Origin of the sequence: Nonomuraea sp. NPDC005692 (assembly GCF_040631115.1) — a bacterium.
GTDB lineage: Bacteria > Actinomycetota > Actinomycetes > Streptosporangiales > Streptosporangiaceae > Nonomuraea.
This window is the reverse complement of the sequence record NZ_JBEXYU010000037.1, coordinates 58,169-83,257: the sequence shown is the minus strand read 5'-3', so window position 1 is coordinate 83,257 and position 25,089 is coordinate 58,169. Positions and strand designations below refer to the sequence as shown.

The following is a 25,089-nucleotide window of genomic DNA, read 5'->3' as shown; positions in this document are numbered from 1 at the left end:
AGCCCTACTCGAACAGGTCGGGCTGCTCGCGCACGATCTGGTCGTGCAGCGGCTGGTAGTTGATCCAGCCGACCAGGTCGTTGCCGATCTGCTGGTGGGTGAGCGCGGCGTTGTCGGGCTCGATGGGCACGACCTGCCCGGCGGCCTTGGCCAGGAGCTGCACCTGCGCCGAGCGTTCCATGGTGATGAACCACCAGGCGGCCGCGTCGACCGTGTCGCCGACGGTCAGCAGGCCGTGGTTGCGCAGCACGAGGGCCTTGTTGCCACCCAGGGTCGCGGCGATGCGCTTGCCCTCCTCCAGGTCGGTCACGACGCCCGTGTAGTCGTCGAACAGCGCGTTGTCCTGGTAGAAGGCGCAGGCGTCCTGGGTGATGGGCTCGATGGTCTGGCCGAGCGCCGACAGGGCGCGGCCGTGGATCGAGTGGCTGTGGGCGGCCGCGACGACGTCGGGACGGGCCTGGTGGACCTGGGAGTGGATGGCGAAGGCGGCCTCGTTGACGTGGTAGCGGCCCTCGACGACCTGGCCCTCGTGGTTGACCAGGATGAGGTCGCTGACCCTGACGTGCTTGAACGACATGCCGAACGGATTGACCCAGAAGTGGTCGCTCAGCTCGGGGTCGCGGGCGGTGATGTGCCCGGCCACGCCCTCCTCGAAGCCGAACCTGCCGAAGATGCGCAGCGCCGCCGCGAGCCGTTCCTTGCGGTGCCGCCGCTCCTCCTCGATCGTCTCGAACGTCGGCGGCAGGCGGAAGATGAGGTTGTCCGGCATGGCTCTCCTCGTGCACAGAATGTTGTTCTGACCGCAGACTAACGCTTGAACGGCGCGCCCGCCGTCCGCGACCTGGCCAGGATCACCAGGGCCTCGCCGAGCAGGCCGACGCCGATCGACAGCGGGATCGAGCGCACCTCCTCGTGCATGCCGGTGGCCAGCGCCAGCGCGCCCACGCCGAAGCTGATCGCGAACGTCACGGCCCACACGACCAGCGTCCGCCAGGTGTAGCGCTGCCAGAGCACGCCGTCCTTGGGAAAGACCTGCGTGGTGGCGGCACGCAGGGCGCCGAAGGCGACGCCGATCAGGGCGGTGACCGCCAGCCACGTGATGTCGAGCGCGGTGGGGCGCAAGTCGAGCAGGCCGTGGAGGCCGATGCCGATGAGGATGACCGGCGGCGCGTACACGTCCTTGGCGACGAGCGGCTGGCCGATCATGCGCCGGGCCACGGCATAGACGACGAGCGCGGCGATTAGTAGCACGTCCATGCTAAATAAATTAGCAGGGCCGTGCTATAAAGGACAACATGCCGAAAGTCGTGGATCCCGAGGCCCGCCGCGACGAGGTGGCCGACGCCGTGTTCCGGGTCGTGCGCCGCGCCGGGTTCGAGCAGGCGTCGCTGCGGAACGTGGCGGAGGAGGCCGGGCTCGCCATCGGCTCGGTCCGCCACTACTTCGCCGGGCACACCGAGCTGATGACCTTCGCGATGCGCGCCTCGATCGAGCGGGTCGGCGCCCGCCTGGAGGAACGCGTCGGCCCGCTGCTCGCCGCACAGAACGGCGCGGAGCGGACCGAGCTGGTGGAGCAGATGTTGTCGGAGCTGCTGCCCCTGGACGAGCCGCGGCTGGAGGAGGCGGCGGTCTGGCTGGCCTTCACGACGGCCGCGCGCACCCGGCCGGAGCTGCGGCCGCTGGCCCGCGAGGCCTACGACGGCATGCGCCGCCTGGTCGGCCGGATCATCGAGGGCATCGCCGCGCACGGCCGCCTGGGCGCCGACGTCGAGGTGGAGACCGAACGGCTGTGCGCGCTGATCGACGGGCTCACGGTCGAGGGCGTGCTGCACCCCGAGCGGATGACGCCCGGCCTGATGCGCCGCTGTCTACGCCGCCACCTCGACACCCTTGCCGAACCAGGTCTCTAGCGCCTGCGTCAGCGTCTCGTCCGGCGTGCCCGCCCAGGCCACGTAGCCGTCGGGGCGTACCAGTACGGCCTCGGCCGGGCACGACGGCACGGTGACCGTCTCGACCCGCTCGTGGCGCACGCGCAGCTCGCCGGTGCGGTCGAGCAGCAGCGGCCGGGCCCGCAAGGCGGGCTCCGCGGGCAGGTCGGCCAGGAACCGGCCGGCGAGGGGATGCCCGCCGCCGGGCGTCGGGTAGGGCAGGTCGGAGCCCGCCATGAGCGCCGCGACGCGCCGCCGGTTGGCGTCGTCGCCCAGCAGCTCGGCGAACAGCGTGCGCAGGGCGGTCACGTCGGGGCCGGGCGCGGCCAGGGCGAGCTGGGCGCTGGAGTGCACGGCCACCCGCTCGGCGGCGGGCCTGCGCTCGGCGTCGTAGGTGTCCAGCAGCCCCTCGGGCGCCCAGCCCTGGAGCTCGGCGGCCAGCTTCCAGGCCAGGTTGGCGGCGTCCTGGAGGCCGAGGTTGAGCCCGGGGGCGCCCATGGCCGAGTGCACGTGGGCGGCGTCGCCGGCCACGAAGACACGGCCGGCCCGGTAGCGGTCGGCCACCCGGGTCTCGCGGCCGTTCAGACGCCGCAGCAGATGGGGGCCCTCGCCGGTGGGCGGGGCGAGCGGCAGGTCGGCCCCGAGCACGCGGGCCAGGCTCGCGCGCAGCTCGCCGATCGTCATCGGCACGTCGTCGCCGGGGGTCTCGCCGCCCCACTCCATCGCGGTGACCGAGAGCTCGCCCGGCCCGGTGGGGAGCATCGCGTACGCGCCGCGCTCGGTCCGGTGCCAGGTGTAGAGCACGAACGTGCCGTGGCCGGGCACCTCCATCTCGGCCGTGCCGGGCCGCACGTCCGCCCCCGGCACGGTGACGTGGGCCGTGCGGCTGACCACGTCGGGCGCGCTCACCCCCGGGAAGCCGATGCCGGCCCGCTTCCTGACCAGGCTGTGGGCCCCGTCGCAGCCCACCAGATAGCGCGTACGCAGCTCGCCGGGGCCTTCGGGGCCCGTCACCGCGAGCGTGACGCCCTCGGCGTCCTGCTCGAAGCCGGTCAGCTCGTGGCCGCGCCGGATCTCCACGCCCAGCTCGGCGGCCCGCCGCTCGAACAGCTCCTCCAGCTCCGGCTGCCGGACGGGGAGCGCGCGCAGCGGGTTGCCGTCGAGCCCGGCCAGGTCGAGCGGCATGGCGCCGAAGACGAACGCGGGCACGGGCACGGGCGCCGCGGCGAGCCCGCGCTGGTGCAGCAGGCCGACGACCTGGCCGATGATGCCGTTGGCCTTGGGCCGGCCGCTGCGGGCGGGCAGGCGTTCGAGCACGACGGACCGGATCCCGGCCAGGCCGAGCTCGCAGGCCAGCATCAGGCCGTTGGGACCGGCGCCGGCGATGACGACGTCCGCGATCGTGGAGTCCGCCGAGTTCATGAGGTCTCTCCTTCGGTTCGGGGGTGGGGGGACGGCAGTCCCGCGGCCAGGCGGTGCAGCGCCTCGCGCAGCACCGGCACCAGCGGGACGGGCGGGTCGGAGCGCAGCCAGTGGCCCACGGCCACCTGCACGGCGGCGCTCACGGTGGCCGCCACCAGGTGCGGGTAGAGGTCTTCGTCCGGATCGGTACCCGTGCGCTCGGCCACCGCCGCGGCCAGCTCGCCGTCGGCCGCGAACTGGGCCTTCAGCGCCTCGGCGCGCAGCGCGGGCTCCTCGGCCAGCAGCCTGGTGAGGGCCAGCCGGTCGGCGTCGGGCGGCCCCGGGCTGGTCATGGCCTGTTCCCAGGGCTCGGCGACGGCCGCGATCAGCGCCTCCCACAGCGGCTCGGCCGCCGGGCGGGCGCGCAGCACGGCCACCGTCCGCCGGACGCGGTCGGTGTGGCGGGCGGCCAGGGCCTCGTACTTGCTGGAGAAGTAGTTGTTGAACGTGCGTGGCGACACGCCGACCCGCTCAGCGACGTCCTCCACCCGGACGTTCTCCAGCCCGCGCTCCAGAGCGAGCCCGAGCGCCGCGTCCATCAGCGCCTCGCGGGTCGCCTGCTTCTTCCGTTCCCTCAATCCGGTCACCCTTTCAGATTACGCACTTTTGCTGATCGCGCAATCTTTCTGGATAAGCAATTTTTTACCTAACGGGGGCGCCGTGGAGCAGGCGTTAGATTGGAGCCATGTCCACCACGCTGACCATGGAGTTCGCCGGCACGGTCAGGGCCGACCGCCACGGGCCCGTCGACCGGCTCGGCGACGCCGCCGCGATGACCGGATGGCTCCGCGAGCACGCGGCCGACCTGGGCCTGCCGCCCGACTTCACCGCCACGGAGGAGCTGCGCGAGCAGACCGTACGCCTGCGCCAGGCCGTCAGGGCGCTGCTGGCCAGGGCGATCGCGCCGGAGCCGCCGAGCGTCGCGGACGCGGCCACGCTGCCCGGTTTCGCCGAGTCGCTGGCCCTCGTCAACGCGACCGCCCTGGCCGCCCCCACGGCCCCGCACCTGTCGTGGACCGGCGAGCCGGCGCTGACCATGGTCCCCGCGGTCAAGGCGAACCCGTCCACGCGCCTGCGGGGGCGGCTCGCCGTCGCGGCCATGGAGTTCCTGGCCGGCCCCGAGCACGTCCTGCTCCGCACCTGCGGGGCGCCGCGCTGCGTGCTCTATTTCGTCAAGGAGCACCCGCGCCAGGAATGGTGCTCGCCGGCGTGCGGCAACCGCGCACGGGCGGCGCGGCACTACCGGGAGCACAAGAAATAACCCCTTCTAACGCCAACGACCGACTTTTGCCGTTATATTGATTTCTAACGGCCACTCGGTCGTGCAACCGTTAGACGAGGAGAGTCGTATGTCGTTCCGGACCGGGCACGTCGGGCTCAATGTCACCGACCTCGACAGGTCGAAGGAGTTCTACGGCCGCGTCTTCGGCTTCACCGTCGCCAGCGAGTCCGCCGAGGACGGCCGCCGCTACGCCCTCCTCGCCCAGGACGGCAAGCTCGTGGTCACGCTCTGGCAGCAGAGCGAGGGCCGCTTCCCCACCGCCCTGCCCGGCCTGCACCACCTGTCCTTCCAGGTCGAGGACCTCGACGCGGTGCGCAGGGCCGAGCAGGTCATCAGGGAGATCGGCGCGAAGCTGCACCACGACGGCGTGGTCCCCCACGGCGAGGGCGCCTCCTCCGGCGGCGTGTTCTTCGAGGACCCCGACGGCATCCGGCTGGAGATCTCCGCCCCCGGCGCCGCCGGCGACCGTCCCGCTCCCACCGCCGGCGCTCCCACCTGCGGATTCTTCTAAATGAGACATCCAGGGGAGATCGCCGTCCAGGCCCGCGCCGGGGTGCGGACGCCGGGCGCGTTCGGCAGCTCGCGCACCCGTCCCGAGATCCCCGAGGTGGCCGCCGCGTTCCTGGGTGCGCAGCACCTGCTGGTCGCGGGCGCGGCCGACGACCTCGGGCAGGTGTGGGCCGACGTGCTGACCGGGCCGCCGGGGTTCGCCGACGCCGACGACGATCGCACGATCACCGTCCGCGCCCTGCCCGCGGCGCCGCTGCGGGGCCTGTTCACGGCGGAACGCGACATCGGGCTGCTGGCCATCGAGCCGCACACCCGGCGCCGGATGCGCGTGAACGGCACCGCCGTGCAGGCCGGCGGCGGCCTGGTGATCTGGACGGAGCAGGTGTACTCCAACTGCCCCAAGTACATCCAGGCCCGCGAGCCCACCGCCGCCCCCGGCGTCCCGGAGGTCGTCGGCGGCGGGGCGCGGCTCGCGCCGGGCCACGTCGAGTGGATCGAGCGGGCCGACACGTTCTTCATCGCCACCCGCGCCGCGGGCCTGGGGGCCGACGTCTCCCATCGCGGCGGCAACCCGGGGTTCGTCCGGGTGACCGGGCCCGGGTCGCTGGAGTTCCCGGACTACGTCGGCAACTCGATGTACATGACGCTCGGCAACCTGGAGCTCGACCCGGCCGCCGGGCTGCTGTTCGTCGACTGGGACAGTGGCCGGACCCTCCACCTGACCGGGCGGGCGGAGGTGGACTGGGCCGCGGAGCAACGGTCGGTGCGGTTCGGGCTGACCGCGTACACGGAGGTGGCCGGCACGGTCGGGGCGGGCTGGACGCCGCCGGAACACCACCGCTTCAACCCGCCCGTCACCCGCTGACGACGGGCGGCGGGCTCACAGGTTCTCGGGCATCGAGGTCATGCCGTTCAGCAGCGGGACGAGCTGTTCCTCCTCGTAGTCCAGGTGGGCCTCCAGCTCGGCGGCCAGCCGGTCGAGCTCGTCGCCCGCGTCCGTGCCGGCCAGGTCGCGGACGCGGGCGACCAGCCGGGCCACCACGCGGTGCTCGGCGCCCAGCCGGGCCAGGACGCCGGCCAGCTCGGGGCGCTCGGCGGCCAGGTGCGGGAACAGGACCGCGTCCTCGCCCTCGTGGTGGGCGTGCAGGGCGTCGCAGAAGGCCAGGCAGTGCGTACGCAGGTCGAACCCCTCGCCACCGGCCCGCAGGCGTGCCAGCTCCCGCCGGAAGCCGTCGTGCAGCTTCACCAGCTCGTCGCCCCACGCGATCAGGCGCTGTTCCGCGCTCATGCCCACACCACCGCCCTCGCCCGGTGGACGGCCGCGAACACGGCGGCCAGCAGGGCGGCCCCGGCGGCGACGCCGAAGCTCCAGCCGGCTCCCCCGGCGGCCGACACGGCCGCGCCGACGGCTCCGGCCAGGCTGCTGCCCACGACTCTGACCAGCGCGTTCACGCCGCCGGCCGCCGCGGTCTTGGCCGGTTCGACGTGCTCGACGGCCATCGTGCCGAGCGCCGCGTAGACCAGGCCCACGCCGAGGCCGAGGACGGCGGCGGCCCCGTACAGGTCGGCGGCGGTGTCGCGGAAGACCATCAGCCACACCGCGGCGGCGGTGACCAGCGCGGAGCCGCCGGAGACCAGCGCCGCGGCCGGGAAGCGCCGCATCAGCGGCCCGGCCAGCATTGAGACGGCGAGCATCAGCACCGTGGTGGGCAGCAGGTACAGCCCCACCTGCAGCACCGAGGCCCCGAGGGCGCCCTGGGCGACCGCCGACAGCGTGGTGATCGCCCCGAACAGCGCGAACCCGATGAGGAACGAGGCCACCGTGGCCCCGACCGTGCCCCGGTGCAGCAGCATGGGGATCTCGATCAGCGGCGAGGCGGTGCGCCGGGCCGTGGCCACCCACGCCACCGCGAGCACCACCGCCCCCGCGAGCAGCCCCCACGTCGGCGGCGACGTCCAGCCCCAGGCGCCGCCCTTGCTGATCGCGAGCAGCAGGCAGACCAGCCAGCCGGCGACCAGCACGGCCCCCACCAGGTCGGGACGCCCCGCGGGCCCGGCCGGCACGGCCTCCCGCACCAGGGCCGCCACCAGGACGAAGCTCAGCGCGCCCAGCGCCGCCAGGATCCAGAACATGGCCCGGTGGTCGCCGCCGACCAGCCCGGCCAGGATCATGCCGCCGCCGCTGCCCACGCCGATGGTGGCGCTCAGCACGCCGATCGCCGTGGCCAGCCGGTGGGCGGGGACCGCCTGCCTGGCCAGCCCCATGGCCAGCGGGAGCAGCGCGGCGGACACGCCCTGGAGCACCCGTCCCGCGATCACCGCGCCGAGCGTGCCGGACAGGGCGGCGACCGCCGCACCGGCCACGAGCAGGGCGAGCGCGGACAGGGCGACGGCGCGGCGGCCGTACATGTCGCCGAGCCGGGACAGCAGCGGGATCGCGACCGCGCCGGACAGCAGGCCGGCGGTGAGCGTCCAGGAGACGGAGGTGGGTGACGCGCCGAGCTGCCTCTGGAGCAGCGGGAGCATCGGCACGACGACGGTCATCTGGAGTGACCCGACGGCGACGGCGAACGCCAGGACCACCACCGCCGTCCAGGGAGATGCCTTTTTATACATGTATAGAAAGTAACATGACGGCATGCCCGCACGCACTGGAAGGCCGCCCCGGATCTCGCGGGCGGACATCGTGGCAGCGGCGCACCGGGTCATCGAGGCCGACGGAGTCGGCGGGCTGACCATGCGCAGGCTGGCCAAGGAGGTCGGCAGCACGCCGATGGCGCTCTACCACCACGTCCGCGACAAGGAGGAGCTCCTGCTGCTCCTGCTCGACGAGTACGCGGCCGGGCTGCCGCGCCCCGACCTGCCCGCCGACCCGCGCGAACGCGTGGTCGTCGTGGCCCTGGCCATGCGCGACGGGGTGGCCGGCTGCCCGTGGGCGGTGGACGTGCTGCGCGCCGACGACCTGCTCGCGGTAGGCGCGCTGTGGTACCCGGAGAAGATCATCGACGCGGCCCTCGACGCGGGCCTGACGGCCGAGCGCGCCGTACACCTCTACCGGATCATCTGGCACTACACGGCGGGCGAGATCGCCATCCGCGCGGCTGCCGGGCGCAGGCGCGAGGAGGGCGGGCCGACCTACCGCGACCAGGTCTTCGCCGGTCTCGACCCGGCCGCCCTGCCCCGCCTGGCCGAACTGGGCGGCCGCTGGGCCGAGCTCACCGCCGAGGACACCTACGAGCTGGGGCTGCGCACCCTGGTGGACGGCCTGCTCCCCCGCCCCGGCCACCCGGCAACGGGTTGAGTCAGGCGCCGAAGGTGCGGCGGTAGGCGGAGGGCGAGGTGCGCATGGCGCGCGTGAAGTGGTGCCGGAACGTCGCCGGGCTCTCGAACCCGACCGCCGCCCCGATCTCCTCCACCGGCGCCGCCGTCGACTCCAGCATCGGCAGGCTCGCCGCCACCCGCTGCGAGATCACCCACCGCAGTGGGCTGGTCCCCGTCTGCCGTTTGAAGTGCCTGATGAACGAGCGTTGCGACATGTGCGCCACCGCGGCCAGGTCCGCCACGCCGATCGGCTCGGCCAGGTGCTCGAGCACCCACCCCATGGCCCTGGCCACGCCGCCGTCGTCGGCCACGGGTGTGACGGCGGCCTCGATGAACTGGGCCTGACCGCCCTCCCGGTGCGGCGGGACGACCAGGCGGCGGGCGACGGCGTTGGCCACGTTCGGCCCGTGGTCGGTGCGTACCAGGTGGACGAGCAGGTCGAGGCCGGCCGCGCTGCCCGCGCTGGTCAGCACGTCGCCGCCGTCCACGTACAGGACCGAGGGGTTGACGCGGACGGCGGGGAAGCGTCGCTGGAGCAGGTCGGCGTACCTCCAGTGGGTGGTGGCCTCGCGGCCGTCCAGGAGACCGGCGGCGGCCAGCGCGAACGCGCCGGAGCAGATCGACACCATCCGGGCGCCCCGGCCGTGGGCCAGGCGCAGCGCCTCGACCAGCTCGCCCGAGACCTCGCCCCGGACGTCGGCCACGCCGGGCACGATGACCGTCCCGGCCCCGGCCAGGACGTCGAGCCCGTGCGCGGCCTGCATGGTGAACCCGCCGACCACGCGCAGCGGCTCGGCGGTCTCGGCGCACACCTTGAGGTCGTACCAGGGCACGTCCAGCTCGGGCCGGGGCAGCCCGAAGAACTCCACGACGCACCCCAGCTCGAACGGCGCCATCCCGTCGAAGGCCAGCACGGCGACCGTGGGCAGCCGGGCGGGAACCGGAAGCGGCAGCCGGACGGGGGCCGGAAGCGGGGCGGCGTGGGTGGAGGGCGGTCGGCCGGAGGTCGGAAGCGGCACATCCGCATATTAACCGCCCATATCCGGCGCGAGCAGGTTAGCGCTCCGCTCCCTGCGGCAGGAGTGATATATGCATATTTCGGGGGTAGAGACCGTTTTCCCCGATCACCGCTACGAGCAGGCGGAGATCACCGAAGCGTTCTCCCGTCTGACGGACTGCGACGAGGAGTTGCTGCGGCACTTCCACGCGGCCACCGGCGTCGTGGGCCGCAACCTCGCACTCCCGCTGGACGGCTACACCAAGCTCGACTCTTTCGCCCGCGCCAACGCCATGTACGTCGAGGTCGCCCTCGACCTGGGCGAACAGGCCGTCAGAGGCGCCCTCGAAAAGGCCGACGTGCCGCCGGAGAAGATCGACCACCTGCTGTTCTGCTCGACCACGGGCCTGGCCACGCCCTCGCTGGACGCCAAACTCGCCCAGCGCCTCGGGCTGCGCGGCGACGTCAAGCGGGTGCCGGTGTTCGGCCTGGGCTGCGCGGCCGGGGCCTCGGGCCTGTCGCGCCTGCACGACTACTTGCGCGGCTGGCCCGACCACGCCGCCGTGCTGGTCTGCGTGGAGCTGTGCTCGCTGACCATCCAGCGCGACGACTCCTCGATCGCCAACATGATCGCCAGCGGCCTGTTCGGGGACGGCGCGGCGGCCGTCGTGGCCACCGGGCGCGGCCGGGGCCCCGAGGTGGTCGCCACCCGCAGCAGGCTCTACCCCGACACCGAGCACCTGATGGGATGGGAGGTGGGCGACCACGGCTTCCACATCGTGCTCGACGCCGATCTCACCCACTTCGTGGACCAGGTGCTGGCCGACGACATCAGGGCCTTCCTGGCCGACTACGGCCTGACCCCCGACCAGGTGCCGACGTGGATCTGCCACCCCGGCGGGCCCAAGGTCATCGACAAGATCGTGCAGAGCCTCGACCTCGACCCCAGGGCCCTGGACGTGACATGGCGGTCGCTGCGGACGTACGGGAACCTGTCGTCGGTCTCGGTGCTCCACGTGCTCCAGGAGACCCGCGGGCACCCCGGGCTGCCCGCCGTGCTGATGGCGCTGGGCCCCGGCTTCTCCGCCGAACTGCTCCTGCTGCACTGGTGACGGCGACCGGGCCGCGGCCGGACGAGGTCGATAACGACCGGGCGACGGCCGGTAACGACGGGGCGACGGCGGCCTCCTCCGGGCCCGCGCGACCGTCCGCGCCGCTCATCCCCGCCCAGCACATTTATCCGTATTTGTCACAACTGATCACGTGACGATCGCGGTTTGTGCTCGCTTGCGTCTCCGGCCCGGCCGCTCCCGCGCCGATCTCCGTCATAGGACGCGGAGGTGGTTGCGATGAGATGTCGCCCCTTAGCCATTCGTCCCCTGGCCATCAGCGTCGGGCTCGCCGCGCTTCTCGGACTCGCCGCGTGCGGCGGCTCCGGCGGATCGTCGAGCGGCAGCGCCGCGCGGGCCCCCCTGTCCGACACGCAGCGTCAGCCCGTGCCGAGCGCGTCCCCGGCCGGCACCCAGGAAACCGAGCAGGACACGACCACGGCGCAGATCTCCACCTTCGCCCTGGACGTGGACACCGCCTCGTACGGCTACGCCCGCCGTACGCTCCAGGAAGGGCGCTGGCCCGCGCCCGCCGAGATCCGCCCCGAGGAGTGGGTCAACGCCTTCGGGCAGGACTACGCGCAGCCCGCCGACGACGGCTTCGCCGTGCACGTGGACGGCGCGCGGCTGCCCGGCCGCGACGAGGCCGTGCTCCGCGTGGGCCTGCAGACCCGCGCCTCCGACTCGGCCGCGCGCCGCCCGGCCAACCTCACGTTCGTGGTCGACGTCTCCGGCTCGATGGCCGAGACCGGCCGCCTCGACCTGGTCAAGTCGGCCCTGCACAAGCTGCTCGACCAGCTCGCGCCCGGCGACCAGGTGTCGCTCGTGGCGTTCAGCGACGAGGCGGAGGTGCTGGCCTCCATGACGCCGCTCACCGCCCGGAGCCAGCTCCACGCCGCGGTGGACGAACTGGCCACCGAGGGCGGCACGAACCTGCAGAGCGGCGTCCTGGCCGGGTACCGGGAGGCGTCCCAGGCGTTCCGGGCCGCCGCCACGAACCGGGTCGTCCTGCTCTCCGACGGCCTGGCCAACCAGGGCGAGACCGAGTGGCGGACCATCGTGGAGCAGGTCAAGGAGTACGCGGGCAAGCAGGTCACGCTGCTCACCGTCGGCGTCGGCCGCGACTACGGCGACGAGCTGATGGAGCAGCTCGCCGACAACGGCGACGGCATGGCCGTCTACGTGGACTCCGAGCAGGAGGCCGAGAAGGTCTTCACCACCCGGCTCCCGGCCAACATCGAGGTACGGGCCCGCGACGCCAAGGCGCAGGTCGTCTTCAACCCCTCGGTCGTGGAGAGCTACCAGCTCATCGGCTACGAGAACCGCGCGATGTCGGCCGAGGAGTTCCGTGACGACAGCCGCGACGGCGGCGAGATCGGCCCCGGCCACTCGGTCACGGCCCTGTACGCCCTCCACCTCAAGCCGGGCGCGCGAGGCCAGCTCGCCCAGGCGACCGTGCGCTGGCAGGACCCCGACACCCGGGCGGCCTCCGAGGCCGGCAAGTCGCTGCGGGCCGACGAGCTGAACCCCTCGATCTGGACCGGTACGCCGGTCCGGCTGCAGGTGGACGTGGTGGTCGCGGCCTTCGCGGTCTACCTGCGCGACAGGAAGGCGTTCGGCCTGGACCTGCCGGCGCTGCGCGAGCACGCCGAGCGCCTGTCGCGGACCTCGGAGGACCCGATGGTCGCCGAGCTGGTCACCCTGATCGACAAGGCCCGCTCGGTCGGCTGACCGGAGCCGGGCCGGCTCAGGCGGGGTCGGGGGCCGGCCGGGAGGCGACGAAGCCCTGGTGGGGCGAGCGCGAGACGGGCAGTGTGCCCGCGTAGAGCTCCCCCACCAGCGGCATGGGCTCGGGATGGCAGAACACCGACGAGCCCGTGCGCAGGATCGCCGGGCTGTTCAGCACCAGCGGCAGCCCGGCCAGCAGGAAGGGCAGCGCGTTCGCGGCCTGCTCGGGGGTGAGCTCCTGCCCGCCGACGCTCGGCAGCACCGCCGCCACGCACCGCGCGCGGAACGCGACGTCTTTCGCGGCCAGCCGTTCCAGCTCCCGCCGGGAGCGCCGGTAGGCGCGGTTGCCGGCCAGCTCGTTCCAGTCGAAGACGGTGGCGTTGGCCGCGCCCATGCCTTCGAGCACCCGGATCACCCGGTTGCGCGTGTTGTTGGCCGCCGACCGCGCCTTGATCAGCGCCGCCCCGGACGGGAGCCCGCGCGCCACCAGCGTGCCGGCCAGCTCGACGCCCGGCACGAGCACGTGCACGCCGGTGAACGTGCGGGTGGCCCACTCCAGCAGGCTGCGGATGGCCCGCAGGGTGAAGAACCCGTTGAACGCGCTGACCTCGACGACGGCATGCTCACGAGCGGCGAGGATCTTCGCGCACCGCGGGGTCAACGGGACGGCCTGCACGCTGGACATGGCACGGAGAGTAGCAAGATTTGACCGAGCGTATGCCTGGTACGCGCATGTGTGTCGCGGGCCCCGAAGCCCTGTACACTTGTGACCGCAGCAAGGGGCTATGGCGCAGTTGGTAGCGCGCCTCCATGGCATGGAGGAGGTCTGGGGTTCGAATCCCCATAGCTCCACCCCTCATCCACCCGGGCGTCCGCCTGGGTCAGTTCTCCGCCCGCAGCTCGTAGTCCAGGGTGTAGGAGTGCGAGCCGTCCGGGGCGATGGTGATGTTCATCCGTCCCGTGATGCCGGTCAGCTCGCCGACGCCCGAGTCGGGCACGATCGTGATGGTCAGCGACTGCCCTCCGCGGTCGCTCGTCGCGTGGTGCGCCACGACGAAGCCGCCCTTCCGGCCCTCCAGGGTGCCCTCGATGCGTTCCAGCGCCACGTACACGCGCGAGTCCTCGACCGGGGTCGAGGCCACCATCAGATGGACGACGCTCGTCCCGGTCAGGTCGCCGTGGAAGGTCTTGGTCATGCTGACGAGGCCGAGCGCGACGCCGTCGCGGTCGTCGAAGGGCGGCTTGGCGTCCCAGCCGGCGGTGTCGAAGGTTCCCTTTGCGGTCATGGGAGGCATCCTGCCGGTCTTACCTGTCAGCTTCCGTCAGGTACCGGCCAGACGTTCCACGACGGGCGCGAAGGCGTCGATGAACTGGGCGTTCACCGTCACGTACGAGATCCCGAGCCGGTCCCTGCGCCGCCGCAGGACGTCGGCCATCTCGTCGGGGGTGCCGGTGAGCAGGCCGGTGGCCTCGGGGCCGAGCGGGCCGAAGCGGCCGGTCAGCCAGGCGGGCGGCTCGCCGCCGGCGGCCACCAGGTTCATGCCGAGCTCCAGGTCGTGGAAGCGGTCGCCGGCCAGCTCGTACAGCTCGTCCAGCTTGGCGGCGACCTGGTCCTCGGTATGCTGCGGCGGCACGCCGAGCGCCACCGTGTCGGCCTTGCGCGCGGCCAGCCCCAGCACGCGGGCGCCCGTCGCGGCGACCAGGATCGGCACGTCCTTGACCGCGTCGATCGTCGCGGCCAGGCGTTCCACGCGCTCGGCCGGGCTGCCGAACGGCACGCCGAGCGCCGCCGCGTCCTGCTCGGCGCCCGGCCGGCCGGCGCCCAGCCCCAGCTCGAAGCGTCCTCCGGTGAGGGTGTGCAGGGTGGCGGTCTCCCAGGCGACGGTCTCGGGCGTGCGGTACGGGGCGCTGACCACGTACGTGCCGACGCGCAACGTCGTGGTGACGGCGGCGGCCGCGGCCGCGGCGGCGAACGGCGACAGCGTCCCGAGCGTGTCGGGGACGAGCAGGGTGGAGAAGCCGAGGCTCTCGACCCTGCGGGCCAGCCCGGTCCAGGCCTGCGCGGTGGGGGCGTAACCGGCGACGGCCCCGAATCTGAACGGGTGATCGGTCATGGGCTCCACGATGCCGCGACGGCCCGGCCGGCACATCGTCCGCCGGACCGGTGGCCCGCTACGACGGCGGGCGCATGCCCGGCGCGCGCCGCTACTCCCCCAGCAGTAGCCGGACGAAGTCGTTGGCGAACTTGCCCGCCGGGTCCAGCCGCCCGGCCAGCTCGCGGAAGTCGCCGGGGCAGGCCGGGCGGCGGGTGAACAGCTTGCCCCAGTGCGGCCGCGGCTCGAAGGGCGCGAGCGTCCGCTCGACCAGGTCGATCGCCGGGAGCACGGTGGCGACGTCCCTGATCCAGGTGAAGTGCACGCCGACGCTGTCGCGGTCGCGGAACGGGCTGAGCCACAGGTCGTCGGCGGCGATCGTGCGCACCTCCGAGATCTGCAGGGCCGGCCGGACGCGGTCGCCGACGGCGTACAGCTCGCGCAGCGCCGCGACCGCGTGCGCCCGGGGCAGCAGGAACTCCGACAGGAGCTCGTCGCCTGCGCCGCTCGGTGGGGCGTCGGGCCGGAAGTGCGGCAGCCGTTCGTGCCAGGGGCCCGGCACGCCGAGCTGCGTGGTGCAGGCGTCGGCGGGCATCCCGGCCAGCGGGTGCCGGGGGGCGGGGGCGGGGCGGGTGCCGTGCCAGGAGTCGCCGGTGAACTCATCGCGGCGCTTCAGCCAGATCCGGGTGTCGCGCCAGTCGGTGAACAGGCTGACGCTGTAGCCGCCGGCCATGATGTCGTCGAATCCGTCGAGCGCGTCGGGCGTCAGGCCCTCGCGGACGTACTGGCGCAGCTCGAAGGCCGGTACGAGGTCGAGCGTCAGCGTGTGGACGACGCCGAGGGCGCCCAGCGAGACGACCGCGCCGGCGAAGCCGGCGTCCCCGCGGGACAACGACAGCAGCGAGCCGTCGGCGGTGACCAGCTCCAGACCGGACACGGCGGCGGCCAGGCAGCGGTTGGCGTCGCCGGAGCCGTGCGTGCCGGTCGCGACCGAGCCGGCGATCGAGATGTGCGGCAGCGAGGCCATGTTCTCCAGCGCGAACCCGGCCGCGTGCACCGCCTCGGCCAGCCGCGCGTACGTGGTGCCGGCCGCGACCCGGACCTTGCGCGCCGCGCTGTCGATCTCGATCGTCGCGGGCATGCGGTTGAGCACGACGAGGTCGCCGGTGGAGTCGGCGACGTCGTTGAAGGAATGACCGCTGCCCAGGGCCCGCACCCGGTCACTGGCGGCCACCATGCCGCGCAGCTCGTCGAGCGAGACGGGACGGTGGACGGCCCGCGCCCGGAAGGCGGTGTTGCCCGCCCAGTTGGTCAACATCACGGCTTCACCCTATTCATCCGGTTTCCCTTGCCGACTCCCCCGCCCGTCACTACGTTCGGCCAAGTGCTGTATCTGTCCGAGGCCATGGGCCTGGCCACCCTCGTGTTGTGGCTCTACTGCCTCTTCGACGTGATCACCACGCCGGACGCGGTCTGCAGGAACCTGCCCAAGATCGTATGGGTGCTGGTGGTCCTGCTGTTCCCGCTGGTCGGCTCGGTCATCTGGCTCGTGGCCGGCCGTCCCGAACGCGCCCCGCAGGCGGCCTCACGCCCGAGCGCGTTCCCCGAGTACGACCGCCCGGGGCGTTTCGCCGCCACCAACCCCGACGACGACGCGGAGTTCCTGCGCCGCTGCCGCGAACGTGCCGAGGAGCAGCGCAGGAACGCCCCGAAGAAGCCGCCGGAGGACTAGAAGCCCTGGGCGAGCCGGTAGTACGCCTGGTTCCAGCGGAGCTCCTTGGCGAACTGCGCCGTCGTCGTGTCCTTGTCGATCACCAGCAGCTCCACGCCGAGCATGTCGGCCAGGTCGGTCAGCTCCTCGCGCCCGACGGCCGTGGACAGCACGGTGTGGTGCGGCGCCCCGGCGCTCAGCCAGGACTCGGTCGAGGTGCGCAGGTTCGGCCGCGGCGACCAGACGGCACGGGCCACGGGCAGCTTCGGCAGCGGCTGCGGCGGCGCGACGACGTCGATCTCGTTGGCCACCAGGCGGAACCGGTCGCCCATGTCGGCCAGGCCGACGACGATGCCGGGGCCGGGTGCGGCGTCGAACACCAGCCGCACCGGGTCCTCCCGCCCGCCGATGCCCAGCGGGTGGATCTCGCACGACGGCGTCCCGGCGGCGATGGACGGGCACACCTCCAGCATGTGCGCGCCGAGGATGAGCTCGTTCCCGGGCGTCAGGTCGTAGGTGTAGTCCTCCATGAACGACGTCCCGCCCGGCCTCATCGCCTTGAGGGTGCGCAGCAGGACCGAGGTCTTCCAGTCGCCCTCGCCGCCGAAGCCGTAGCCGTCGGCCATCAGGCGCTGCACGGCCAGGCCGGGCAGCTGGCGCAGGCCGCCGAGGTCCTCGAAGTTCGTGGTGAAGGCACGGAAGCCGCCGCGCTCCAGGAAACCGCGCAGGCCCAGCTCGATCCTGGCGGCGTACCGCAGCGACTCGTGGCGCTCGCCGAGCAGCTCGGGGGCCACCCGGTACAGCTCGGCGTACTCCTTCACCAGTGCCGACACGTCGGCGTCGGAGGCCGCGTCCACGGCCTCGACCAGGTCGTTGACGCCGTAGGTGTTGACCGAGACGCCGAACCGGAGCTGCGCCTCGACCTTGTCGCCCTCGGTCACGGCCACGTCGCGCATGTTGTCACCGAAGCGGGCCAGCTTGAGCGCCCGCACCTCGGCCACGCCCCTGGCCGCGCGCGCCCACGCCTCGATGCGCGCGCCGACGGCCGGGTCGCTGACGTGCCCGGCGACGGTCTTGCGCGGCACGCCGAGCCGGGTCTGCACGAACCCGAACTCGCGGTCGCCGTGCGCGGCCTGGTTGAGGTTCATGAAGTCCATGTCGATGGAGCTCCACGGCAGCTCGACGTTCGCCTGGGTGTGCAGGTGCAGCAGCGGCTTGCGCAGCGCGTCGAGGCCGGCGATCCACATCTTGGCCGGGGAGAAGGTGTGCATCCAGGAGATGACGCCGGCGCACTCGTCGTCCGCGTTGGCCTCCAGCATGACGCGCCTGATCGCGGCGGCGTCGGTCAGCACGGGCCGCCACTGCACGGGCACGGGAAGCTGCTCGGCGATGCGCCGCGACTGCTCGGCCACCTGGCTCAGCGTGTCCTCGCCGTACAGTCCCTGGCTGCCGGTCAGAAACCAGATGTTCAACGCGGGCTCCTCTGTCCGTAGACGTTCTGATAGCGGTCGTACAGGCGGTCGATGTGGGCCGGGCCGATGGGCAGCGGCGTGCCGAGCTGCCTGGACACGTGGACGGTGCGGGCCACGTCCTCGCACATCACGGCGGCCTTGACGGCGGCCTTGGGGTCCTTGCCGATGCTGAAGACGCCGTGGTTCTGCATGAGGACGGCCGGCGAGCGGTGGCCCTTGAGCGTCTGCACGATGCCCTGGCCGATGGAGTCGTCCCCGATCAGCGCGAACGGGCCGACCGGGATCTCGCCGCCGAACTCGTCGGCCATGGCCGTCAGCACGCACGGAATCGGCTCGCCGCGGGCCGCCCACGCCGAGGCGTAGGTCGAGTGGGTGTGCACGACGCCGCCGACCTCGGGCATCTCGCGGTAGACGCAGGCGTGCGCGGCGGTGTCGCTGGAGGGCGCGTGGGCCCCCTCGACCAGGTTGCCGTCGAGGTCGCAGACGACCATGTTCTCCGGGGTCAGCTCGTCGTAGGAGACTCCGGACGGCTTGATGACGAACAGGTCCTCGCCCGGGACGCGGCCCGAGACGTTGCCCGCGGTCCAGACGACCAGGCCGTAGTTCACCAGCTCGGCGTGCAGCCCGGCGACGGTCGCTCTCATTGCCTCGTGGTTCACTTGGCGGCCTCGTTCCTGATCGCGCGGAGGGCGTGCAGCATGCGCCCGTCCCCGAAGTGGTCGTGCAGTTCGCGGTACTGGGCGTACAGGCGGTCGTAGGCGTCGGCGCGGGCCTCGTCCGGCACGTACGCCGCCCGCGTGCGCTTGCCCATCGCCGCGGCGGCCTCCTCGATGCCCGGGTAGGCCCCGGCGGCGACGGCCGCGTGGACGGCCGAGCCGAGCGCGGGGCCCTGGTCGGAGCCGATGACCGACAGCGGGCGGCGCAGCACGTCGGCGTAGACCTGCATGAGGAAGCGGTTCTTCAGCAGCCCGCCGGCGACCACGAACTCCTCGACGGGCACGCCGGACTTCTCGAACGTCTCGACGATCATGCGGGCGCCGTACGCGGTGGACTCGATGAGCGCGCGGTAGACGTCCTCGGGCCTGGTGGCGAGGGTCTGGCCGACGATCACGCCGGACAGGTCGTGGTCCACGAGCACCGAGCGGTTGCCGCCGAACCAGTCGAGCGCGACCAGCCCGTGCGCGCCGACGGCCTGCTGCTCGGCCAGCTCGGTCAGGCGCTCGTGGCCGTCTGTGCCGAAGGTGTCGACGTACCAGGCGAAGATGTCGCCGACGGCGGACTGGCCGGCCTCGTAGCCCCACAGGCCGGGCACGATGCCGTCCCGGACGACACCACACATCCCGGGCACCTCGGCCAGCCGGTCGCTGGGCATGATGTGGCAGGTGGAGGTGCCCATGATGGCCACCATCTGGCCGGGGCGCACGGCGTCCGCGGCGGCGGCGGTGACGTGGGCGTCCACGTTGCCGACGGCCACGGCGATGCCCTCGGGCAGCCCGGTCCACCCGGCCGCCCGCGCCGTCAGCACACCGGCCAGGCCGCCGAGGGGGGCCAGGGTGGTGCCGTTGACGTCGTCGCCGACCACGCCGGTGGCCAGTTTGCCGGCGAAGCCGGAGAAGCCGGGGTCGAGGGCGGCGAGGAAGTCCTCGGAGGGGTAGCTCCCGTCCTGGAAGACGCCCTTGTAGCCGGCCGTGCAGATGTTGCGGCTCTCGACGCCGGACAGCTGCCAGACGATCCAGTCGGCCGCCTCGATCCAGCGCTCGGCCCTGGCGTACACCTCGGGGGCCTCCTCAAGGACCTGCAGGGCCTTGGCGAACTCCCACTCCGAGGAGATCTTGCCGCCGTAGCGCGGCAGCCAGCTCTCGCCCCGCCGCGCGGCCAGCTCGTTGATGCGGTCGGCGTGCGGCTGGGCGGCGTGGTGCTTCCACAGCTTCGGCCAGGCGTGCGGCTGCTCGGGCGTCTCGAAGCACAGGGGGGTGCCGTCGGCCGTGGCCGGCAGGACGGTGCAGGCGGTGAAGTCGGTGCCGATGCCGATCACGTCCTCGGCGGCGACCCCGGCGGCGGCCAGGGCCCCGGGCACGGCCACGCGCAGCACGTCCAGCCAGTCGCGCGGCGACTGCAGCGCCCAGTCGGGGCCGAGCCGCACGCCGGTGCCGGGGAGCGTGTGCTCGATGACGCGCTCGGCGTACTCGTGGACGGCGCTGCCCAGCTCGGCGCCGTCGGACACGCGGACGACGACCGCACGCCCCGACAGCGTGCCGAAGTCCACTCCGACCACGAACTTGTTAGCGTTCACATTGCACTCCAGAGAGTTGTCTGTTCGCCTGCCGGCTATCGGGCCGGCGCGGTGCTGGACCTGACGACGAAGCTGGGACGCACCACCATGCGCTCGTACGCCGCCGGCCCGGCGTCGATCTGCCGCAGCAGCACCTCGATGCAGTGGCGGCCCACCACGTCGAAGTCCTGCCGGACCGTGGTGAGCGGCGGGGAGAAGAACTCGGACTCGGGGATGTCGTCGAAGCCCACGACGCTGATCCGCCCCGGGACGGGCACCCCGGCCTCGCTGAGCGCGCGCAGCACGCCCAGCGCCATCTGGTCGTTGGCGGCGAACACCGCGGTGACCCCGTCCATCCCGGCCAGGCGCCGGCCGGCCGCGTACCCGGCGCGCGGGCTCCAGTCGCCGGGCAGCGGCTCGGGCACCGGGCGGCCGGCCGCCTCCAGCGTGGAGCGCCAGCCCTCGACGCGCCCCTCGGTCTCCAGCCAGTCGGGCGGCCCCGCGACGTGCCAGACCGTCTCGTGGCCCAGGTCCAGCAGGTGCCGGGTGGCGAGCCTGGCGCCCTCGACCTGGTCGATGCAGACCGCGGAGACGTCGGCGCCGTGCGCGCCCTCGACCACCACCGCGGGCACCCCGGGCGGCAGGCTCTCCAGGGCGGCGGCGGCCGAGCGCTGCGGCGCGACCACCACCACCCCGTCGACGCTCTGCTCGGCCAGGTAGTCGAGCGCGTCGCGGACGCCGGCCGCGTCGATCGACTTCAGGCTCACGATGCTGACGAAGTAACCGGCGGTCCTGGCCGCCTGCTCGATGCCGTAGACCATGCTGGCCGGGCCGTACAGGGTGGTGTCGAAGCTCACCACCCCGAGGGTGCGCGACCGCTTGGTGACCAGCGCGCGGGCGACCAGGTTGCGCCGGTAGCCCAACCGGACGATCGCCTCCTCCACCCGGGCGCGGGTGTCGGCCCGGACGTTCGGGTGGTCGTTGAGCACCCGTGAGACCGTCTGGTGCGACACGCCGGCTTCCTTGGCCACGTCGGCCATGACCGGCGGACGCGGCCTGGGGCTCGGTACCACGGGTTCTCCTTTCGCGGGGCTTGCCGGGGCCTGCGGTGGTCAGCGGGAGGCGCCGGCGCGCCGCTTGGTCCACACGTCGAACGCGACGGCGGCCAGCAGCACGGCGCCCTTGACGAGCATCACGCGCTCGCTGGGCGAACCGATGAGCGACATGCCGTTGTTGATGACAGCCATGATCAGACCGCCGGTGATCGCGCCGACGACCTTGCCCACGCCGCCCTGGACGGCCGCGCCGCCGATGAAGGCCGCCGCGATGGCGTCCAGCTCGAAGCTGTTGCCCGCGGTCGGGCCCGCCTGGTTGAGCCGGCCGGCGAAGATGATGCCGGCGACGGAGGCCAGTACGCCCATGTTGACGAAGATCCAGAAGACCACCGACTTGACCTTGACGCCGGACATGACCGCCGCCTGGAGGTTGCCGCCGATGGCGTAGATCTGCCGGCCGAAGACCGTGCGGTTGGCCATCAGCGAGTACGCCAGCACCAGCGCGGCCAGCAGCACCAGCACCCACGGCAGGTTCTTGAAGCGGGCGAGCTGCACGACCAGGAACAGGATCAGCGCGGCGCCGGCCGCCATCTTCAGCGCGAACACGGCCATCGGCTCGACCGACTGGCCGTAACCCCGGCGGGCGTTGCGGGTGCGCCACTGCGCGGCGACCATGCCGCCGATCGCGACCAGGCCGATGATCAGGCTGAACAGGTCGGCGCCGCCCAGCGGGCCGAGGCCCACGTTGCCGAGGTAGCCGTCGGTGAAGCCGTTGGCCAGCGTACGGACCTGGTCGGGGAACGGGCCGATGCCCTGGTTGCCGAGGACGGTCATGGTGAGCGCGCGGAACAGCAGCATGCCGGCCAGCGTGACGATGAAGGCCGGGATGCCGAAGTAGGCGATCCAGTACCCCTGCCAGGCCCCGATCAGCGCCCCGGCGGCCACCGTGATCAGCAGGGCCAGCGGCCACGGCAGGCCCATGTTCACCATGAGCACGGCGGCCAGCGCCCCGGTGACCGCCACCACCGAGCCGACCGACAGGTCGATGTGCCCGGCGATGATGACCAGGATCATCCCGATCGCCAGGATCAGGACGTAGGAGTTCTGGACGATGATGTTGGAGATGTTCTGCGGCTGGAGCAACGCGCCGTCGGTGAGCACCGAGAACAGCACGATGATCAGCGCGAAGGCGATGTAGATGCCGCTCGAACGCAGGTTCAGCGACAGGCCGCCCAGCGAGACCCGGCCGGGCCGCCGCGGCGCTCCCCCGTCGCCTCCCGCGCCGACCTGCACGTCGGCGGGCGTGATGCTGCTCATCGGAGCTACTCCTGTCCCTTGGTCATGAGATGCATGAGGCTTTCCTGGGTGGCCTCCCGGCGGGGGACCTCGCCGGTGACGCGACCTTCGGAGAGCGTGTAGATGCGGTCGCACAGGCCGAGCAGCTCAGGCAACTCACTGGAGATCACCAGCACGGCCTTGCCCTGGTCGGCGAGGCGGTTGATGATCGTGTAGATCTCGTACTTGGCGCCGACGTCGATGCCGCGGGTGGGCTCGTCGAGGATGAGCACGTCAGGCTGCGTCAGGATCCACTTGGAGAGCACGACCTTCTGCTGGTTGCCGCCGCTCAGCTTGCCGACGACGCTGTCGACGCTGGGCGCCTTGATGTTCATGCTCCGGTGGAACTCCTCGGCGACCCTGTACTCCTCGTTCTCGTTCACCCAGCCGCGCCGGGCCAGGCCCTTGAGCCCGGCCGCGCTGATGTTGCGCTTGATGTCCTCGATGAGGTTGAGGCCGTACCGCTTGCGGTCCTCGGTGGCGTAGGCCAGGCCGTGGCGGATCGCGTCCTGCACGTTGCGGATCTCGATCGGCTCGCCGTCCTTGAAGACCTTGCCGGAGATGTGCACGCCGTACGTGCGGCCGAACAGGCTCATCGCCAGCTCGGTGCGCCCGGCGCCCATCAGGCCGGCCAGGCCGACGATCTCGCCCCTGCGCAGGGTGAGCGAGGCGCCGTCCACGACCTTCCGGCCGGGCTGGCTCGGGCTGTGGACCGTCCAGTCCTCGATGCGCAGGGCCTCCTCGCCGATCGTCGACTCGTGCGGCGGGAAGCGGTTGTCCAGCGCGCGGCCGACCATGCCGGAGATGATGCGGTCCTCGGTGACGTGGTCGGTGGCCATGTCCAGGGTCTCGATCGTGCGGCCGTCGCGGATGATCGTGACGGCGTCGGCGATCGCGGTCACCTCGTTGAGCTTGTGCGAGATGATCACGCAGGTGATGCCCTCGTCCCGCAGGCCGCGCAGCAGGTCGAGCAGGTGGGCCGAGTCGTCGTCGTTGAGCGCGGCGGTCGGCTCGTCGAGGATGAGCAGCTTCACCTCCTTCGACAGCGCCTTGGCGATCTCGACGAGCTGCTGCTTGCCGACGCCGAGGTCGGAGACCGTGGTGGTGGGGTTCTCCTGCAGGCCGACGCGGCGCATCAGCTCGGCGGCCTCGTAGTTGGTGCGGTTCCAGTCGATGAAGCCGCGCCTGGCACGCTCGTTGCCGAGGAAGATGTTCTCCGCGATCGACAGTTGCGGGCTGAGCGCCAGCTCCTGGTGGATGATGACGATCCCGGCGTGCTCGCTGTCGCGGATGCCGGCGAACTCGCAGCGCCTGCCCTCGAAGGTGATCTCGCCCTCGTAGTCGCCGTGCGGGTAGACCCCGGACAGCACCTTCATCAGCGTCGACTTGCCGGCGCCGTTCTCGCCGCAGACGGCGTGGATCTCGCCGCGCCGGACGGCCAGGTTGACGTCCTGCAGCGCCTTGACACCGGGGAACGTCTTGGTGATCCCGCTCATCCGCAAGATGTGCTCGGTCATATGCCCCTCGCTCAGGTGTGGGAAGTGCCCCCGGGGGATCGCCGTCCCCCGGGGCGGGCCCTTACTTGAGCTGGTCCTCGGTGTAGTAGTTGCCGCCGACGATGATCTCCTTGTAGTTGCTCTTGTCCACGATCACCGGGTCGAGCAGGTAGGAGGGGACGACCTTGTTGCCGTTGTCGTAGTCCTTGGTGTTGTTCACCTCGGGCTTGCCGCCCTTGAGCACCGCGTCGGCCATCTTCACCGTCTGCTCGGCGAGCTTGCGGGTGTCCTTGAAGATGGTGGAGTACTGCTCGTCGGCGATGATCGACTTGACCGAGGCGAGCTCGGCGTCCTGGCCGGTCACGACGGGGTAGGGCTGGCCGCTGGTGCCGTAGCCGGAGCTCTTGAGCGCCGACAGGATGCCGATGGACAGGCCGTCGTACGGGGAGAGCACGCCGTCCACCTTGGTGCCGCCGGTGTAGGTCTTGGTGAGGATGTCCTCCATGCGCTTCTGGGCCGTGGCGGGGTCCCAGCGCAGGATGGCGGCGGTCTTGAAGTCCTTCTGGCCGCTCTTGACCAGCAGGGTGCCGTCGTCGATCTTCGGCTGGAGCACCGACATGGCGCCGTTCCAGAAGAACGTGGCGTTGTTGTCGTCGGGCGAGCCGCCGAACAGCTCGACGTTGAACGGGCCCTTCTTGCCGTCGTCCACGCCGAGGCCCTTGAGCAGGGAGGTCGCCTGCTGCACGCCGACCTTGAAGTTGTCGAAGGTGGCGTAGTAGTCGACGTTGGGGCTGTTGCGGATCAGGCGGTCGTAGGAGATGACCGGGATCTTGGCGTCGGCGGCCTGCTGGAGCTGCGAGGTGATCGCGGTGCCGTCGATCGAGGCGATGATCAGGAGCTTGGCGCCCTTGGTGATCTGGTTCTCGATCTGGTTGGCCTGCGTCGGGATGTCGTTCTCCGCGTACTGGAGGTCGACCTTGTAGCCCAGCTGTTCGAGCTGCTGCTTGACGTTGTCGCCGTCATGGATCCACCGCTCGGACGACTTGGTGGGCATCGTGACGCCGATCAGGGCGCCCGCGCCCCCGGCGGCGGCCGACGTGGAGGCGTCGGCGTCGACCGTCTTCTGGCTGGAGCCGCAGGCCGTCATGGTCGCGGCGAGCGCGATGGCGGACACCACGCCCCCGATACGTCCCAACCTCATGTGGCACTCCTTGCAATGGGGGTTGCGGCAGCGGAATGTGAGCGTTAACTGCCGATGGTGCAGAGGACTCGGTCACAGAACGTGCCGAATCAGAACAAAGTTCTCGCTTCGTTCTCGC

General features: G+C 72.2%; 26 protein-coding genes and 1 tRNA gene. 9 read left to right on the top strand and 18 right to left on the bottom strand.

What is annotated here, in order from left to right:
• Positions 1-4: 4 nt before the first annotated feature.
• Together ABZ459_RS44895 and ABZ459_RS44890 are read right to left on the bottom strand one after the other, a co-directional pair.
• A complete protein-coding gene (locus ABZ459_RS44895) occupies positions 5-769 on the bottom strand; it encodes a class II aldolase/adducin family protein (protein ID WP_352357888.1) in 765 nt (254 codons plus the stop codon).
• 38 nt (positions 770-807) lie between these two features.
• Entirely contained in the window at positions 808-1,257 is a 450-nt protein-coding gene (locus tag ABZ459_RS44890) for a hypothetical protein (RefSeq protein WP_357984848.1), read from the bottom strand.
• Between the two features lie 38 nt (positions 1,258-1,295).
• Here ABZ459_RS44890 and ABZ459_RS44885 point away from each other — a divergent pair, with 38 nt between their 5' ends.
• Positions 1,296-1,910, top strand: a complete 615-nt coding sequence (locus ABZ459_RS44885; protein WP_357984846.1) for a TetR family transcriptional regulator C-terminal domain-containing protein — start codon at positions 1,296-1,298, stop codon at positions 1,908-1,910.
• On the opposite strand, the gene ABZ459_RS44880 is transcribed toward ABZ459_RS44885, so the two are convergent.
• Both ABZ459_RS44880 and ABZ459_RS44875 read right to left on the bottom strand, forming a co-directional pair.
• Positions 1,869-3,350: an FAD-dependent monooxygenase gene (locus ABZ459_RS44880; RefSeq protein WP_357984844.1), complete on the bottom strand. Its 1,482-nt coding sequence runs from the start codon at positions 3,348-3,350 to the stop codon at positions 1,869-1,871. The genes ABZ459_RS44885 and ABZ459_RS44880 overlap by 42 nt on opposite strands.
• A complete protein-coding gene (locus ABZ459_RS44875; RefSeq protein ID WP_357984841.1) occupies positions 3,347-3,976 on the bottom strand; it encodes a TetR family transcriptional regulator in 630 nt (209 codons plus the stop codon). Before ABZ459_RS44875 ends, ABZ459_RS44880 begins: the two co-directional genes overlap by 4 nt.
• 98 nt (positions 3,977-4,074) lie before the next feature.
• On the opposite strand from ABZ459_RS44875, the gene ABZ459_RS44870 reads away from it, so the two are divergent.
• The 3 genes from ABZ459_RS44870 to ABZ459_RS44860 all read left to right on the top strand — a co-directional run bounded on the left by ABZ459_RS44870 (position 4,075) and on the right by ABZ459_RS44860 (position 6,046).
• Positions 4,075-4,650, top strand: coding sequence for an ABATE domain-containing protein (locus tag ABZ459_RS44870; protein WP_357984838.1), 576 nt, complete (start codon positions 4,075-4,077; stop codon positions 4,648-4,650).
• Between the two features lie 88 nt (positions 4,651-4,738).
• Positions 4,739-5,182, top strand: coding sequence for a VOC family protein (locus tag ABZ459_RS44865; protein ID WP_357984835.1), 444 nt, complete (start codon positions 4,739-4,741; stop codon positions 5,180-5,182).
• Positions 5,183-6,046, top strand: coding sequence for a pyridoxamine 5'-phosphate oxidase family protein (locus tag ABZ459_RS44860; protein WP_357984832.1), 864 nt, complete (start codon positions 5,183-5,185; stop codon positions 6,044-6,046).
• A 15-nt stretch (positions 6,047-6,061) separates the two neighbouring features.
• On the opposite strand, the gene ABZ459_RS44855 is transcribed toward ABZ459_RS44860, so the two are convergent.
• Both ABZ459_RS44855 and ABZ459_RS44850 read right to left on the bottom strand, forming a co-directional pair.
• Positions 6,062-6,469 carry a hemerythrin domain-containing protein gene (locus tag ABZ459_RS44855; RefSeq protein WP_357984829.1) on the bottom strand — a complete coding sequence of 136 codons (408 nt, stop codon included), beginning with the start codon at positions 6,467-6,469 and terminating at the stop codon, positions 6,062-6,064.
• A complete protein-coding gene (locus tag ABZ459_RS44850; RefSeq protein WP_357984825.1) occupies positions 6,466-7,797 on the bottom strand; it encodes an MFS transporter in 1,332 nt (443 codons plus the stop codon). Before ABZ459_RS44850 ends, ABZ459_RS44855 begins: the two co-directional genes overlap by 4 nt.
• Positions 7,798-7,819: 22 nt before the next feature.
• On the opposite strand from ABZ459_RS44850, the gene ABZ459_RS44845 reads away from it, so the two are divergent.
• Positions 7,820-8,482, top strand: coding sequence for a TetR/AcrR family transcriptional regulator (locus ABZ459_RS44845; protein WP_357984822.1), 663 nt, complete (start codon positions 7,820-7,822; stop codon positions 8,480-8,482).
• Between the two features lies 1 nt (position 8,483).
• Here ABZ459_RS44845 and ABZ459_RS44840 read toward each other — a convergent pair whose 3' ends face one another.
• Positions 8,484-9,521 (bottom strand): helix-turn-helix domain-containing protein, encoded by a 1,038-nt coding sequence (locus ABZ459_RS44840; RefSeq protein WP_357984819.1) that lies wholly within the window; start codon positions 9,519-9,521, stop codon positions 8,484-8,486.
• Positions 9,522-9,591: 70 nt separating this feature from the next.
• Between ABZ459_RS44840 and ABZ459_RS44835 the strand changes: the two genes are divergently transcribed.
• Both ABZ459_RS44835 and ABZ459_RS44830 read left to right on the top strand, forming a co-directional pair.
• Positions 9,592-10,611: a 3-oxoacyl-[acyl-carrier-protein] synthase III C-terminal domain-containing protein gene (locus ABZ459_RS44835; RefSeq protein ID WP_357984817.1), complete on the top strand. Its 1,020-nt coding sequence runs from the start codon at positions 9,592-9,594 to the stop codon at positions 10,609-10,611.
• 384 nt (positions 10,612-10,995) lie between these two features.
• A complete protein-coding gene (locus ABZ459_RS44830) occupies positions 10,996-12,339 on the top strand; it encodes a von Willebrand factor type A domain-containing protein (RefSeq protein ID WP_357984814.1) in 1,344 nt (447 codons plus the stop codon).
• 16 nt (positions 12,340-12,355) lie between these two features.
• On the opposite strand, the gene ABZ459_RS44825 is transcribed toward ABZ459_RS44830, so the two are convergent.
• Positions 12,356-13,021, bottom strand: coding sequence for a tRNA-dependent cyclodipeptide synthase (locus tag ABZ459_RS44825; RefSeq protein WP_357984811.1), 666 nt, complete (start codon positions 13,019-13,021; stop codon positions 12,356-12,358).
• A 94-nt stretch (positions 13,022-13,115) separates the two neighbouring features.
• On the opposite strand from ABZ459_RS44825, the gene ABZ459_RS44820 reads away from it, so the two are divergent.
• Positions 13,116-13,188 (top strand) — tRNA-Ala (locus ABZ459_RS44820).
• A gap of 29 nt (positions 13,189-13,217) precedes the next feature.
• Here ABZ459_RS44820 and ABZ459_RS44815 read toward each other — a convergent pair.
• The 3 genes from ABZ459_RS44815 to ABZ459_RS44805 form a co-directional block, all read right to left on the bottom strand.
• Positions 13,218-13,622 carry a DUF3224 domain-containing protein gene (locus tag ABZ459_RS44815; RefSeq protein ID WP_357984808.1) on the bottom strand — a complete coding sequence of 135 codons (405 nt, stop codon included), beginning with the start codon at positions 13,620-13,622 and terminating at the stop codon, positions 13,218-13,220.
• A gap of 36 nt (positions 13,623-13,658) precedes the next feature.
• On the bottom strand, positions 13,659-14,450 hold the full coding sequence (locus ABZ459_RS44810; RefSeq protein WP_357984805.1) for an LLM class flavin-dependent oxidoreductase: 792 nt from the start codon (positions 14,448-14,450) through the stop codon (positions 13,659-13,661).
• Positions 14,451-14,541: 91 nt separating this feature from the next.
• Positions 14,542-15,747 carry an FAD-binding protein gene (locus ABZ459_RS44805; protein ID WP_357984802.1) on the bottom strand — a complete coding sequence of 402 codons (1,206 nt, stop codon included), beginning with the start codon at positions 15,745-15,747 and terminating at the stop codon, positions 14,542-14,544.
• Positions 15,748-15,813: 66 nt separating this feature from the next.
• Here ABZ459_RS44805 and ABZ459_RS44800 point away from each other — a divergent pair, with 66 nt between their 5' ends.
• Positions 15,814-16,161: a PLDc N-terminal domain-containing protein gene (locus ABZ459_RS44800; protein ID WP_357984799.1), complete on the top strand. Its 348-nt coding sequence runs from the start codon at positions 15,814-15,816 to the stop codon at positions 16,159-16,161.
• Here the strand turns inward: ABZ459_RS44800 and araA are convergent.
• The 7 genes from araA to chvE form a co-directional block, all read right to left on the bottom strand.
• On the bottom strand, positions 16,158-17,612 hold the full coding sequence (gene araA, locus ABZ459_RS44795; RefSeq protein ID WP_357984796.1) for an L-arabinose isomerase: 1,455 nt from the start codon (positions 17,610-17,612) through the stop codon (positions 16,158-16,160). The genes ABZ459_RS44800 and araA overlap by 4 nt on opposite strands.
• Entirely contained in the window at positions 17,609-18,256 is a 648-nt protein-coding gene (locus ABZ459_RS44790; RefSeq protein ID WP_357984793.1) for an L-ribulose-5-phosphate 4-epimerase, read from the bottom strand. Before ABZ459_RS44790 ends, araA begins: the two co-directional genes overlap by 4 nt.
• A gap of 11 nt (positions 18,257-18,267) precedes the next feature.
• Positions 18,268-19,887: a ribulokinase gene (gene araB, locus ABZ459_RS44785; protein WP_357984897.1), complete on the bottom strand. Its 1,620-nt coding sequence runs from the start codon at positions 19,885-19,887 to the stop codon at positions 18,268-18,270.
• A 53-nt stretch (positions 19,888-19,940) separates the two neighbouring features.
• Positions 19,941-20,924: a LacI family DNA-binding transcriptional regulator gene (locus tag ABZ459_RS44780; protein ID WP_357984894.1), complete on the bottom strand. Its 984-nt coding sequence runs from the start codon at positions 20,922-20,924 to the stop codon at positions 19,941-19,943.
• Between the two features lie 72 nt (positions 20,925-20,996).
• Complete coding sequence (gene mmsB / locus ABZ459_RS44775; protein ID WP_357984790.1) at positions 20,997-22,256, bottom strand: multiple monosaccharide ABC transporter permease; 1,260 nt, start codon at positions 22,254-22,256, stop codon at positions 20,997-20,999.
• Positions 22,257-22,261: 5 nt separating this feature from the next.
• A complete protein-coding gene (mmsA, locus tag ABZ459_RS44770) occupies positions 22,262-23,791 on the bottom strand; it encodes a multiple monosaccharide ABC transporter ATP-binding protein (protein ID WP_357984787.1) in 1,530 nt (509 codons plus the stop codon).
• A gap of 61 nt (positions 23,792-23,852) precedes the next feature.
• Entirely contained in the window at positions 23,853-24,971 is a 1,119-nt protein-coding gene (gene chvE, locus ABZ459_RS44765) for a multiple monosaccharide ABC transporter substrate-binding protein (protein WP_357984784.1), read from the bottom strand.
• Positions 24,972-25,089: the final 118 nt, after the last annotated feature.